At 60.2% G+C, this 13,061-nt stretch carries 11 protein-coding genes; 4 read left to right on the top strand and 7 right to left on the bottom strand.

Translation table 11 applies throughout. The features are described 5' to 3' along the window. Positions 1-453 precede the first annotated feature (453 nt). A complete protein-coding gene (locus AACY44_RS16460; RefSeq protein WP_339415925.1) occupies positions 454-912 on the bottom strand; it encodes a hypothetical protein in 459 nt (152 codons plus the stop codon). A 445-nt stretch (positions 913-1,357) separates the two neighbouring features. Between AACY44_RS16460 and AACY44_RS16455 the strand changes: the two genes are divergently transcribed. From AACY44_RS16455 to AACY44_RS16440, 4 genes are all read left to right on the top strand, one after another. Next, positions 1,358-1,552, top strand: a complete 195-nt coding sequence (locus tag AACY44_RS16455; RefSeq protein WP_339427585.1) for a DUF6124 family protein — start codon at positions 1,358-1,360, stop codon at positions 1,550-1,552. A gap of 111 nt (positions 1,553-1,663) precedes the next feature. Further along, positions 1,664-2,905, top strand: a complete 1,242-nt coding sequence (locus AACY44_RS16450; protein WP_339415923.1) for an exonuclease SbcCD subunit D C-terminal domain-containing protein — start codon at positions 1,664-1,666, stop codon at positions 2,903-2,905. Continuing rightward, positions 2,902-6,540, top strand: a complete 3,639-nt coding sequence (locus AACY44_RS16445) for an AAA family ATPase (RefSeq protein WP_339427586.1) — start codon at positions 2,902-2,904, stop codon at positions 6,538-6,540. The genes AACY44_RS16450 and AACY44_RS16445 overlap by 4 nt, the downstream gene beginning before the upstream one ends. Further along, entirely contained in the window at positions 6,537-7,130 is a 594-nt protein-coding gene (locus tag AACY44_RS16440) for a glutathione S-transferase (protein ID WP_339415920.1), read from the top strand. Before AACY44_RS16445 ends, AACY44_RS16440 begins: the two co-directional genes overlap by 4 nt. Before the next feature lie 157 nt (positions 7,131-7,287). Here AACY44_RS16440 and AACY44_RS16435 read toward each other — a convergent pair whose 3' ends face one another. From AACY44_RS16435 to AACY44_RS16410, 6 genes are all read right to left on the bottom strand, one after another. Continuing rightward, positions 7,288-7,413 (bottom strand): hypothetical protein, encoded by a 126-nt coding sequence (locus tag AACY44_RS16435; protein ID WP_339415919.1) that lies wholly within the window; start codon positions 7,411-7,413, stop codon positions 7,288-7,290. Between the two features lie 159 nt (positions 7,414-7,572). Then, positions 7,573-7,752, bottom strand: coding sequence for a hypothetical protein (locus AACY44_RS16430; protein WP_016980181.1), 180 nt, complete (start codon positions 7,750-7,752; stop codon positions 7,573-7,575). A 156-nt stretch (positions 7,753-7,908) separates the two neighbouring features. Beyond that, complete coding sequence (locus AACY44_RS16425; protein ID WP_339427587.1) at positions 7,909-9,081, bottom strand: lactonase family protein; 1,173 nt, start codon at positions 9,079-9,081, stop codon at positions 7,909-7,911. Further along, positions 9,071-9,364, bottom strand: a complete 294-nt coding sequence (locus AACY44_RS16420; RefSeq protein ID WP_339415915.1) for a DUF5629 family protein — start codon at positions 9,362-9,364, stop codon at positions 9,071-9,073. Before AACY44_RS16420 ends, AACY44_RS16425 begins: the two co-directional genes overlap by 11 nt. Positions 9,365-9,443: 79 nt before the next feature. Then, positions 9,444-11,819, bottom strand: coding sequence for an efflux RND transporter permease subunit (locus tag AACY44_RS16415; protein WP_339439191.1), 2,376 nt, complete (start codon positions 11,817-11,819; stop codon positions 9,444-9,446). Between the two features lie 15 nt (positions 11,820-11,834). Further along, a complete protein-coding gene (locus tag AACY44_RS16410) occupies positions 11,835-12,875 on the bottom strand; it encodes a WD40/YVTN/BNR-like repeat-containing protein (protein WP_339416327.1) in 1,041 nt (346 codons plus the stop codon). Between the last annotated feature and the right edge of the window lie 186 nt (positions 12,876-13,061).

Genomic DNA, 13,061 nt, shown 5'->3' with positions numbered 1-13,061 from the left:
ACCCGTCGTACCCACCCATGCGCCCGCCCCCACTATAGCGGCAACACAAATAACCCCGCCAAAGCCTCCAGTCGCCACGCCCATTGCAATGCAAATAGAGCCACTGGCAGCACCAGCCATCACTCCGCTCAAAGCCCCAGGAGAAGTAGACCCCACAAATTTTCCTACTTCCGTAAGCTTGACCCTCTCGCAAGCCGCCCCAGAATCCGCATTACACACCTGCTGTATAGCCAACATCGAAGACACACCGCCAAGACCAATACCGATGTAAACGAGAACGAGAGAGTCAGCGGCAAGCCAAACTTTGGAGAGGGACTTACTTAGGGTAAAGTCAGACGATTCCGGGTATTTCGTCGTATAAGTCTGATAGGCCTGCGACGTCCGGCGCGATGCTTCGGGCTGCTACTCCTAGCTGCGTGATTGGCGGGCCGCTGCGCGGACGCCTGCCTGCACTTAATGATTACGACGCGGCACCTTCCATTCACGATGGGGGAATTTGTACAGGTAGTTCAGGTTGTCCATATCGAACCGGCCATCCTTCTTGCCGGGGCTGATGCCAATATCCAGCTTGCGCAGCAGTTTTGGGCGTGAGAGAAACGCCTTGGCCGCGTGGTGGGCCTCTGGTGAAGATGTCCTGTCGGTAGCTATCAGGCCGGCGGCCTCCCTCAGCTCGTTGAAGTTCACATAGCTGTCGGTCGCGCCAGCGGGGAACTCGCGTAAATGATCGCGGACCAGCCCTATCAGTTGCCGGTCAGTCACGCTTGCGAATGAGCGCGCGTCCGCAGCGTTGGCCTGGGTCTCAGCGCTTCGTGTCTGACGGTGGTTAGCTTGGGTTGAGCGACTGTCAGCCTCCAGTTGCTCTGGTAGAGCGGTGAAAGCAGTGGTGGAAGGTGGTTTTATTGAAAATGTCATGCTGGGCCCCTGATTCATTCAGGGATTGATTGAAAAATCCACTTTGTGAGTGGTCGCCACTCACCCTGCCGTTCCAATTCGTTCGTCACCGTCCGTTCGACATGCATTGTTAAAGGGCAGCAATCCATATCTCTTTAATTTGCAGGACGTTTCCTAGACAGTCCTTTGGCCTTGCGCCTGCTCACCAGTGGCTAGCCTTCGCTTCGTCGCTGCATATCAGCGATCGGGTGCGAGATCCCGTTATTAGCAGGCGCAATGCGCTACAACCGTCTATGGCGGCTGTGTGCGGGCAGACTTCGGTCTGGCGGGGTCCTGTTTTCCGGTATCTCAACCCGCACACAGCTTCCACCTTTTGACGTGTGTGATCGGCAAAATAATGGCTCCCAATCCAAGCAGGAGCTTTATCCATGAACAAACTCATCCCCGACCCACCACCCTCCCCGTCGTGCACCAAGACCTCAGCTTCGAAGACGCCCTCGCCCAGATCTGCGACCTGCTGCGTTGCGCAGCCGCCAACGCAGTCGGCACTACCCATGGGCTGAGCAGTGATCAGCGCAACATGGCCGGCGCCACCGAGCACTTGATCAACAGCGCCAAAACACTCGCCGACCGAGCGCTGGACTGCCTGCATGGCTCATAACCCCTGTGGTGCGGGCTTGCCCGCACACAGTTGATCTGTGTCACCCGCAGGCAACGTGTGTGCTTTTACGGGTAAACTCCCCTCCTTTTCATCTCTTCCACGGAGTTCGCCTTGCGTCTGTTCCACACCTCCGACTGGCACCTTGGCCAAAACCTCCACGGCCAGGAACGCGATTTCGAACACGCCTGTTTCCTCGAGTGGCTGCTGGGCCAACTCAATGCCCAGCGCCCGGATGTGCTGCTCATCGCCGGCGATATCTTCGACACCGTCAACCCGCCGCTCAAGGCTCAGGAGCGGTTGTATGACTTCATCATCAGCGCCCACGAGCAAAACCCCAAGCTGACCATCGTGATGATCGCCGGCAACCACGACTCCGGCTCGCGCATCGAACTGCCTGCGCCATTGATGCGTCGCCTGCGCACCCATGCGCTCGGTCGCGTGCTGTGGCTGGATGACGGCCAACTGGATGCCGAACGCCTGCTGATCCCCCTGCCGGATGCCAAGGGCAAGATTGCCGGCTGGTGCCTGGCCTTGCCATTCCTGCGCCCGGCGGAAGTCACCGGTGCACACCTGGGTGACGACTACCTGCGCGGTATCGGCCAGGTGCATGAATGGCTGATCGCCGCCGCCAACGCCAAGCGTAAAAAAGGCCAGCCGTTGATTGCCATCAGCCATGCGCACATGGCCGGAGGGTCGGTGTCGGAAGACTCCGAGCGCAGCCTGATCATCGGCAATGCCGAGGCGCTGCCGGCCAGCCTGTTCGATAAAAGTGTCGGCTATGTCGCCCTCGGCCATTTGCACAAGCCGCAGAAGGTCAATGGCGAAGAGCGGATTCGCTACAGCGGCTCGCCGATTCCGCTGTCGTTTTCCGAAATCGGCTACAAGCACCAGATTCTCGACGTGACGTTCCAGGGCCAATGCCTGGTGAGTGTCGAACCACTGCTGATCCCGCGCTCGGTTGACCTGCAACGCCTGGAGGCTGCGCCGCTGGCGGATATCCTTAAGCAGTTGGCGGATCTGCCCGACATCGACCTGCTCGCCGAAACCCAACGCCACCCGTGGCTGGAAGTGCGCGTGCGCCTCGACGAGCCGCAACCCGACCTGCGCCAGCAAATCGAAACCGCCCTGCAAGGCAAAGCCGTGCGCCTGGTGCGCATCGCCGCCGAATACGCGGGTAAACGCGCCAGCGACAACACGGACGACGAGCGCCTGATCGAACTCGACCAGCTCACGCCCCAGGAACTGTTCAGCCGCGCCTGGCAGGACAGTTACGGCAGTGAAGTGGATGAACAGACCTTGAAGGATTTCGCCGTGCTGCTCCAGGAAGTGCAACAGGAGGAGCAACAGCCATGAAGATCCTCGCCATTCGCCTGAAAAACCTCGCCTCCCTGGCTGGCCCGTTCGAGATCGACTTCACCGCCGAGCCCCTGGCCAGCGCGGGTTTGTTCGCGATAACCGGTCCCACCGGGGCCGGTAAAAGCACCCTGCTCGATGCACTGTGCCTGGCGCTGTTTGGTGCGGTGCCGCGCCTGGGCGATACCGGCCAGGCCAAGATGCCGGACGCCGACAGCGACATTTCCATTGGCGACCCGCGCACCTTGATCCGTCGGGGCACCGGTGGTGGTTATGCCGAAGTGGATTTTGTCGGCGTCAGCGGCCGTCGCTACCGTGCGCGCTGGGAAGCCAACCGCGCCCGCGACAAGGCCAGTGGCAAGTTGCAGAACAGCCGCCAGAGCCTGATCGACCTGGACAGCGAGCAACTGCTGGCCAGCCAGAAAACCGAATACAAGACCCAGCTGGAACTGGCCCTGGGCCTGAACTTCGAGCAGTTCACCCGCGCCGTATTGCTCGCGCAAAGCGAGTTCAGTGCCTTCCTCAAGGCCAACGATAACGAGCGCAGCGAACTGCTGGAAAAGCTCACCGACACGGCCCTCTACACCCAGCTTGGCCGACGCGCGTTCGACAAGGCCAAAGACGCCAGGGACGCGCACAAGCAGTTGCAGGACCAAGCCACCGGCGTGGTGCCCCTGGCCCCTGAAGCCCGCGCCGAACTGGATCAGCAGTTCGACGCCGCAAACGCCCAGCTCAAGGCCCAACAGGCCCAACTCAAGCAGTTGGAGCGGCAACACACCTGGCTCAAGGAACTGCGCGAATGGCAGGAACGCCAGCTCGCCGCCACCGAACAACTGCAGCGCGCGCAGGCTGATTGGGATGCCCAGGGCCCGCAACGCCAGGACCTGAGTCGCTTGGAGCAATTGGCGCCACAACGTCATCAGTTCGCCCGCCAGGCCGAACTCAACAGCGTGCTTGCCCCGTTGGCCGTGCAGATTCAGTTGCATATCGAACAACAGGGCCAACTGCATGGTCGCCAGACGCAGGCCGAGCAACAGCAAGCCAGCGCGCAAACCGCGTTGGCCGAGGCGCTGAAAAACCAGGCCGATGCCGTGCCTTTGCTGCGCCAGGCGTTTGAAGAGCAGAGCACCCTCACCCACTTGACCAAAGAGCTGGCCAAGCGCACCGAGGACAAAAAGCAGCACGAACACGCCTGCACCGAAGGCCAGGCCCGGCTTAACGGTCTGCTGGAAAAGCAGAACCAAGTCGCCGAACGCCTCCAACGCCTGGTCACCGAACTCGATCGCAGCGCCGCCCTCGCCCCCTTGAGCGACGCCTGGACCGCCTACCGCGATCGCTTGCAACAGCTGATGTTGATCGGCAACCGCCTGAACAAAGGCCAGGCTGAGCTGCCGCAACTGGGACAACGCGCTACCGCTGCCGCTGAACAATTCTCCCAACAGCGCGACGCGTTGGACCTGCTCTATCAGGAAGCCGGCGCCGAACCCCATGCCGTGGCCGAGCAAATCCAGTTGCTGGCCAGCCTGCTGCAAGACAATCGCAAACAACAACGCGCCTTCGAAGACCTGACGCGCCTGTGGGACAGCCAGCAACAGCTGGACCAGCAGGCCAGCGTACTGACGCAAAAGCTCGCCGATGCCCAACAGCAACGCGAGCAACTGAACCAGACCGGCCTGCAAACCAAAGCGGAGCTGACCATTGCCGAACAAACCCTGGCGGTCACGAAGCAACTGCTTGAGCGCCAGCGCCTGGCCCGCAGCGCCAGTGTCGAGGAATTGCGCGAGCAGTTGCAGGACGACCAGCCCTGCCCTGTGTGCGGCAGCCACGAACACCCGTACCACCAGCCCGAAGCGCTGCTTCAGAGCCTCGGTCGCCATGACGAAAACGAGGAAGCCACGGCGCAGAAAGTCGTCGACTCACTCAAGGAAAAGCTCACCGAGCTGCGCGGCGAAGTCGGCGGTCTGATCGCCCAGCAAAAGGAATACCTGCAACAGCAGGAGCAACTGGCGACGCAACAACAAGCACTCAAGCCCAGCCTGGATGCGCACCCACTGTCGGCCGCGCTGTTCAACCAGGAGGCGGCCAAACGCAGCGCCTGGCTTGATCAACAGTTGAGTCAACTGACCCAGAGCATCGCCCAGGACGAACAACGCCAAGGCGCCCTGCTCAACCTGCAACAAAACGCCGGGCGCTTGCAGCAACAACTGCAAGCCGCCCAGGAAGCAAGCCAGCAGGCGCGTCAATTGCTGGTGGATCAGCAACGCGAGTTGGCCAGCGACCGCGAACGTCTTGAGCAGGAACTGACTGCCTTCGCCAGCCTGTTGCCCGCCGAAACCCAGGAAGGTTTGCGTGCCGAACCGGCCGCAACCTTCATGCAGCTGGACCAGCAGGTCAGCCAACGCCTGGAACAGCTCGGCCATCAACGCGATGAGCTGGCCGAGCAACAAGAACGCCAACAGGCGATCGAGAAAGAACAGACCCATCAGCAGCATCGTCAGCAGCAACTCGATGCGCTGAATCAGCAGGTCAACGAGTTGGCCGCCCAGCAACAAGCAGCTCAGGAACAACTCCGCGCATTGCTGGGCGAGCACAGCAGTGTCGAACACTGGCAACAGCAGTTGGATCAGGCCGTGACCCAATCACGCCAGAGTGAAACCGACGCCAACAAGCAATTGCAAGAGATCCACAACGCATTGATCCAGTTGGCCGCCGATCTCAAGGCCCAACAGGAGCGTCAGCAAGCGTTACACGCCGAGCAGCAATCGCTGGACACACGCCTCAGCGAGTGGCGCGCCCTGCACCCGGAACTCGATGACGACGGCCTCAACCGTCTGCTGGCCTACGATGACGCCCAGGTCAGCCAGTTGCGCCAGCAGTTGCAACACAGCGAAAAAGCCGTCGAACAAGCCAAGGTCCTGCTGCAGGAACGCGAGCAACGCCTCGCCGAGCACCAGGCCCTGCACAATGGCAACCTCGACGCCGAAGCACTGGACAGCGCCCTGGCCGCGCTCAACCAGCAGTTGGCCGAGGGAGAGAAAGCCTGCGCCGAATTGCGCGCGCGCCAATCCGAAGACCAGCGCCGCCAGGATGCCAATCAGGCCTTCGCCGAGCAGATCGCCAAGGCCTATGACGAATGGCAACGCTGGGCACGCCTGAATGCGCTGATCGGCTCGGCCACGGGCGACACCTTCCGCAAGATCGCTCAGGCCTACAACCTCGACCTGCTGGTGCACCACGCCAACGTGCAATTGCGCCAATTGGTGCGTCGCTACCGCCTCAAGCGCGGCGGCAGCATGCTGGGCCTGTTGGTCATGGACACGGAAATGGGCGATGAACTGCGCTCGGTGCATTCGTTGTCCGGTGGCGAGACGTTTCTGGTGTCGCTGGCGTTGGCCTTGGGCCTGGCGTCGATGGCCTCCAGCACGTTGAAGATCGAGTCGCTGTTTATCGACGAAGGCTTCGGCAGCCTGGACCCCGAGTCGCTGCAGTTGGCCATGGACGCACTGGACGGTTTGCAGGCCCAGGGCCGCAAAGTGGCGGTGATCTCCCACGTGCAGGAAATGCACGAGCGCATTCCGGTGCAGATCCAGGTCAAGCGCCAGGGCAATGGCTTGAGCACGCTGGAGGTCAAGTGAGCGAGGCGCTGCTGTATTCGTTTCGACGTTGCCCGTATGCGATGCGTGCGCGCCTGGCGTTGCGCTATTCGGGGGCGCCCGTGCGCATTATCGAAGTGAGCCTCAAGGCCAAGCCGGCCGAGATGCTGGCACTGTCACCCAAAGGCACGGTGCCGGTGTTGAGCGTGAATGGCGAGGTGATCGATGAAAGCCTGGCGATCATGCAATGGGCGCTGGCTCAGCACGATCCGCAGGATTGGCTGCTGCCGGGTAACCCGGCGGTATTGGCGTTGATTGCCGAGAACGATGTGGGCTTCAAGTATCACTTGAATCGATACAAGTATGCCGAACGCTATCCGGAACAACCGATGGAACATTATCGGGCCGAGGGCGAGGTGTTCTTGCGCGCACTTGAGGGATTATTGGCGAATCACGAGTACCTATTCGCCGATCACCCAAGCCTGGCAGACATGGCCCTGGCGCCGTTTGTGCGGCAGTTCGCCCATGTGGATCGGGAATGGTTTGCCGGTGCACCGTATCCCCGGTTACAGCAGTGGCTGGAGCGCTTCCTGCAATCGCCGCTGTTCATTGCCGTGATGGCAAAGAACTGACCCGACAGGGCTCTGTAGTGAGCGGGCTTGCCCCGCGCGGGGCTGCGAAGCGGCCCCATCGAAAACGCCGCACGGTGTCAGGTATTCCTCGGCGCCTGGTTTTGGGGCTGCTTCGCAGCCCAGCGCGGGACAAGCCCGCTCACTACTGCAATTCGGCTTAGCCTTCAACCAGGTTAAGCAACCGCTCACGGGCAATCTCCGGCTCACCGTCCACCCCTTGTATGGAGGACAGGATGGGGGCGGAGTAGAGAACCAGGATGAGTGCGGCGAGTCGGAGTGCCATGCTGTCGATTCCAGGAATAAATGCGTCAATATTTGAGCGTCAAATTTAAACACATGGCAATGTGATATCAATCATTTTTATTCTGCAGATGCACAAACGCCAAACCACTGGAACGAGCCAGGCTTCGTTCCAGTGGTTTGGCGTCTGCTTTTGTGCAGGTTATTGCTGAGTCTTGTGATCCAGTGCGGCGTAGAAGTTGGCACTTTGTTGCAGGTATTTCTGGGTGTAGGCGCTGGTGCTGGATTTTTTGCCGGAGACTTCCACACTGGCCGCCGCTGGCAGGGCAACAGTGGCGGAAACTGCGGAAGCGGCGATGATGGAGAAGAGATTCAAGTTCATGTCGGTAACCCTTGTGTTCATTTGGTTGAGTGGCCTTGGAAGGCCTTGGAACCAAACTTACGCCCGAGGGTTAAACCTTAGAAATGCTTTGAAACAGTAGCCGCTATTAATAAAATTAATACACCGGGTCAGGCCCCACAGTGCGGGGCCTGTGGCTTATTGACGCACCAGGAACTTGAGGTCGCTGGGGGCATCAATCGCCAGTTTCTGCACGGTTTTACCCAGCAGACCGGTTTTGGGGTCGCGTTCAACCACCACGATTTCGTTGCTTTTCTGGTTGGCGATCAGCAAAAACTTGCCGCTCGGGTCCAGGCTGAACTCGCGCGGGTGGTCGCCGTCCACTGAACGGCGTTGCAGTTCCTTGAGGTGCGCGGTAGCCGGGTCGATGCTGAACACCAGCAACTGATTGGCCGTGCCACGGTTGCTCACGTAGAGGAATTTGCCATCACTGGACGCATGCAGCGCGGCGCTGGCCTTGTCGGACACCGGTTGCTCGGCCGCCAAATCCACCCGTTGCGTCTGGGTCAGTTGGCCGTCTTTGTAGTCAAACACCGCGACCTGTGCGCTCATCTCGGTGGTCAGCCAGGCATGCTTGCCATCAGCGCTGAACAACAAGTGACGCGGACCGCTGCCCGGCGGCAGTTGCACCGAGGCCGGAGTGGCCGGGGTCAATGGCAGTTCATGATTGGCCTTGGGGTCGTAGTGATAGGCAAACACCTTGTCCGCGCCCAGGTCCTGCACGAACACGTAGTTGCCATCTGGCGACGACACCACCGAATGCACATGGTTGGATGCCTGGCGCTCCGGGTTGACGCGGCTGGCCGGGTGGCCGCTCAGTTGCACCGGGGCTGACAGCTTGCCCTCGGCATCGACCGGCAGCACCGCCAGGCTTCCGCCCGGATCTTCCACTACCGAGTAGTTGGCCACAAACAGGTAGCGCCCATCGGCGGCCACGCTGGAATGGGTGGGCTCGTTGCCAAGGCTCTGGACCTGGTTGATCAAGGTCAACTGATGATTCTGCGGATCAATGCTGTAGCTGCTCACGCGGCCGACCGCATCCTGTTGGCCCGGCCCGTTTTCGTTGACCACAAACAGGTGCTTCTGGTCCTTGGAGACCGTCAGCCACGACGGGTTCGCCGCCTTGGCCGCTAACACCGGCTGGCCTTGGAACGTGCCGGTACGGCTGTCGAATTGCAGGCGGTAGATGCCTTGGCTGGTGCCAGCGGTGTAGGTGCCCACCAGCAGTTCATAGGTGTCGGCCGGCGCGGCTTGCACCGACATCGCGCCTACGCTGCCGGCCATCAGCAGGGGCCAGAATTTACGCATCATCCGCTTCATCCTCGTCGTTGTTGTTGTCGCCCTTGATCGCACTCAGGCAGACCAGACGGTGTTCACCGTCTTCGTTGCTCAAGAGCCAGCTTTGCAAGCTGCCATCAAAGGTGGCGGCGTTCAGTTGATCTGGACTGAACGTCCAACGCTTGAGTTCCCGGCCGTCCATGCTTTCGATCTGCAAGTGCTGATCGAACGTGAAGTCGAAGGCGTGCAGCCCGTTGATGATCAGCATGTCGCTGTCTTTGAGGGCGGTGCTCAGGTTGGGTGCTGCGTCGGTCATGATGTGAAGTCACTGCGGGGGAAAAGACACATGATAGGTCAATTCCCCCGCAGTGCCTTGCGGCAATGGTCTCTATCGGTCAGTGAGCAAACAAAGAATTGCCCTTCTGCCCCGCCAACTTCTCCGGTTTGATCAGGAACCGCGCCAGCGCCGGCAGCAGCCACAGCGCACCAAACATGTTCCACAGCAGCATGAAAGTCAGCATCAAGCCCATGTCGGCCTGGAACTTGATGGCCGAGAAGATCCAGGTGCACACGCCAATCGCCAGGCACAAACCGGTGAACAGTACGGCTTTACCGGTGGACTTGAGCGTCTGGTAGTACGCCTCTTGCAGCGGCAGGCCGGCACGCAGGAAGCTTTCCAGGCGGCTGTAGATGTAAATGCCGTAGTCCACGCCAATCCCCACGCCCAAGGCCACTACCGGCAAGGTCGCGACCTTGACGCCGATCCCCATGAACGCCATCAGCGCGTTGCCGAGCACCGAGGTCAGCACCAGCGGCAGCACGATGCACAGGGTCGCGGCCCAGGAGCGGAAGGTGATCATGCACATGGTCGCCACGCACAGGTACACCAGGATCAAGATGGTCAACTCCGATTCCTTGATCACCTCGTTAGTAGCTGCCTCGATCCCGGCATTACCAGACGCTAGAATGAATTCCAGGCCATCCTTGTTGTTTTCCTTGGCGAAGTCCTGCACCGCATGCACCGCGCGGTCGAGGGTTTCGGCCTTGTGGTCGTTGAGGAACACCAGCACTGGCGCCACAGAGCAGTTGTTGTTGTACAGGCCATCGGCACGGGCGATGGAGTTGTTCAGCACATCCGGGTTGCGCGACAGCGTTTCCCATTTCAGGTTGCCCTCGTTCATGCCCTTGATCATCTGCTTGGACACGGTCACCAGCGAGATCGCCGACTGCACGCCTTCAGTGTTCTGCATCTTCCACATCAACTGGTCGATGGGCGCCATGGTTTCATAGCGCGAGCAGCCTTCGGCCTTGGTCTTGACCATGACCACTAGCACGTCAGAGCTGGTCGAATAGTTGCTGATGATGAAGTTGTTGTCTTTGTTGTAGCGCGAGTCCGGGCGCAGTTCCGGCGCGCCTTGGTCCAGGTCGCCGATCTTCAGGTTCTGGCTGTACCAGAGGCCACCACCAAAGGCGACCAACGCGAGCAGGATCGAGACTGGCGCCACTTTGGCGCTGGCGAATTTCGACAGCAGGCGCCAGAACGGGTGTTCGCGGTGCGCGTCTTTCTTGCTTTGGGCAATGGCGCGCTTGCTGATGCCGACATAGGAGATCGCCACCGGCAGCAGGATAAGGTTGGTGAACACGATCACCGCCACCCCGATGGACGCGCCGATGGCCAGTTCGTGGATCACGCCGATATCGATGATCAACAGCGTGATAAAGCCCACCGCGTCGGCGAGGATCGCGATCATTCCCGGCAGGAACAGCTGCCGGAATGTGCGGCGCGCCGCCGTCAGCGCGTTGTCCGCCTCACTGGACTGCAGCGCGATGCCGTTGATCTTCTGCACGCCGTGGGAAATACCGATGGCGAAGATCAGGAACGGCACCAGCATCGAATACGGATCGAGGCCAAAACCGAAAAAGTGCATCAACCCGAGCTGCCAGACCACCGCCACCAATGTCGTGCTCAACACCGCAATGGTGCTGCGCAGGCAGTGGGTGAACCACAGCAGCAGAATCAGCGTGATGACAAACGCGATGCCAAAGAACAGCACCACCATCACCAGGCCATCGATCAGGTCGCCGACCTTCTTGGCAAAACCGACGATGTGGATCTTGACGTTGGGGTTCTGCGCTTCGAACTTGTCGCGAATCTTGTCTTCAAGCTCATGGGAGAACTTGCGGTAGTCAAGGGCCAGCAACGTGCCTTGGTCCTGCGGATCCGGGTAAGACTCCAGCAGCGGGATATCGACAATGCTTGATTTGAAATCGTTGGCTACCAGGCGCCCGACCTGGCCGGACTTGAGCACGTTGTTGCGCAGTTGATCAAGGCTTTGCGGCGAGCCGTTGTAACTCTGCGGAATCACTTCACCACCGGCAAAGCCTTCTTCGGTCACTTCGGTCCAGCGTACGCTGGGGCTCCACAGCGACTTGAGGCCCGAACGGTCGACGCCGGAGATGTAGAACACTTCGTCGTTGATCTGGCGCAGGGTCTCCATGTACTCCTTTGTAAAGATGTCGCCGTTCTTGGCCTCCACCGAAATGCGCACCGTGTTGCCCAGGTTGGCCAGGTCGTTGCGGTGCTCCATCATCTTCTCGATGAAGGGGTGCTTGAGAGGGATCATCTTTTCAAAGCTAGTGGACGGGCGAATCAACGTCGCCTGCCAGAACAGGAAAATACTCACCAGCAGGCAGATGACGATCACTGCCGGGCGGTTGTTGAAGATCAGGCGCTCAAGAAAGGTCGCTTTATCGTTGTGATGACTGCTCATTCTTTGCCCGCCTTCTTATTGTTTTGTCGGTTCAGCGCCGGTGGGCATGGCAACACGAACGCCACCCTGCCCGACCAGAATCAAGTTGCCATTGCCTGCCGCCGTGACGGCCGACAGCGAAATACGGTCCGGACGGTTGAACACGCTGAAGGTCGCCCCGCCGTCATGACTGATCACCACGCTGCCACCGTTGCCGACGACAACGATGGAACCGTCATCCAGCAAAGTCGCGCCCGACAAACCGAACTCCAGCGCTCCCCGCGCCGCGTTCAGCTCGACTTGTTCCCACGTGCTGCCGAAATCCGCGGAGCGGTAAAGGTTGCCACGCAAGCCATAAGCCAACAGGGTCTGCGGTTGGGCGGTGCTGATCACACCAAACAGCGAGCCCTCGTAAGGGCCTTCGAGTTTTTCCCAGGTCTGGCCGTCGTCGCTGGAGCGGAACATGCTGCCTTGCTCACCGACGATGAACAGGCCGGCGTCCTTGATATGGGCGATGGCGTTGAGGTGGAGCTGGTCTTCGTTGTCGAGGCGGTCGCTGACGTCGTTCCAGGTTTTGCCGCCGTCGGTGGTTTCGATCAACGCACCGTAGGCGCCGACGGCCAGGCCGTGATTGGCGTTGTTGAACCACACGTCGAGTAACGGGGCTTCGTGTTTGAGGTCTTGATACTGCCGGGTCCACGTAGCGCCGCCATCGGAACTGGCGAGAACTTGCGCATCATGGCCCACCGCCCAGCCCTGCTTCTCATCGACAAAAAACACCGCCGTGAGCAGTTGCCGGGTGGGGACTTTGGCTTGGGTCCAGGTGCTGCCCTGATCATCGGAATAGAGGATATGCCCGCGATCCCCAACGGCCACCAGCCGCTTGCCGGCATGGACCACGTCGATCATCAGGCCTTTGGCGGCCTTGGGGGATTCAATCGCAAACGCAGGCGTTGCGGTGGTATCGCTGGCTGCCAGTGCGGACGTGGACAACACGCCACCGACCAGCAACGAGAGCGCTGTGGCCAACAACGCAACCGTGCGTGCGGCGCGTGGGCGGCAAACAACCCAACCCATGACAGGCTCACTCATAGACCTTTCTCCCATTTATTATTGTTATCGCCTGCCTTCCGGGGCCTTGAAACCTGCAATCTAGAGCGCCTGGAGGAAGCAGGGGCCATCCTATCGGGCTTTCGAATCGTCTGACAATCGGCGCTACGTTATCTTTTGTTAACTGATGCCATTTCCCCATCACCTGAATAT

Source organism: Pseudomonas sp. RA_15y_Pfl1_P11 (assembly GCF_963970975.1).
Classification (GTDB): Bacteria; Pseudomonadota; Gammaproteobacteria; order Pseudomonadales; family Pseudomonadaceae; genus Aquipseudomonas; species Aquipseudomonas tritici.
This window is presented reverse-complemented; position numbering and strand designations above follow the sequence as displayed.

Excerpts from the sequence above, each read along its gene's own strand:
- AACY44_RS16460 (WP_339415925.1), bottom strand. The coding sequence starts at position 912 with ATGACATTTTCAATAAAACCACCTTCCACCACTGCTTTCACCGCTCTA.
- AACY44_RS16445 (WP_339427586.1), top strand. The coding sequence starts at position 2,902 with ATGAAGATCCTCGCCATTCGCCTGAAAAACCTCGCCTCCCTGGCTGGC.
- AACY44_RS16435 (WP_339415919.1), bottom strand. The coding sequence starts at position 7,413 with ATGGCACTCCGACTCGCCGCACTCATCCTGGTTCTCTACTCCGCCCCC.
- AACY44_RS16430 (WP_016980181.1), bottom strand. The coding sequence starts at position 7,752 with ATGAACTTGAATCTCTTCTCCATCATCGCCGCTTCCGCAGTTTCCGCC.
- AACY44_RS16425 (WP_339427587.1), bottom strand. The coding sequence starts at position 9,081 with ATGATGCGTAAATTCTGGCCCCTGCTGATGGCCGGCAGCGTAGGCGCG.
- AACY44_RS16420 (WP_339415915.1), bottom strand. The coding sequence starts at position 9,364 with ATGACCGACGCAGCACCCAACCTGAGCACCGCCCTCAAAGACAGCGAC.
- AACY44_RS16415 (WP_339439191.1), bottom strand. The coding sequence starts at position 11,819 with ATGAGCAGTCATCACAACGATAAAGCGACCTTTCTTGAGCGCCTGATC.
- AACY44_RS16410 (WP_339416327.1), bottom strand. The coding sequence starts at position 12,875 with ATGGGTTGGGTTGTTTGCCGCCCACGCGCCGCACGCACGGTTGCGTTG.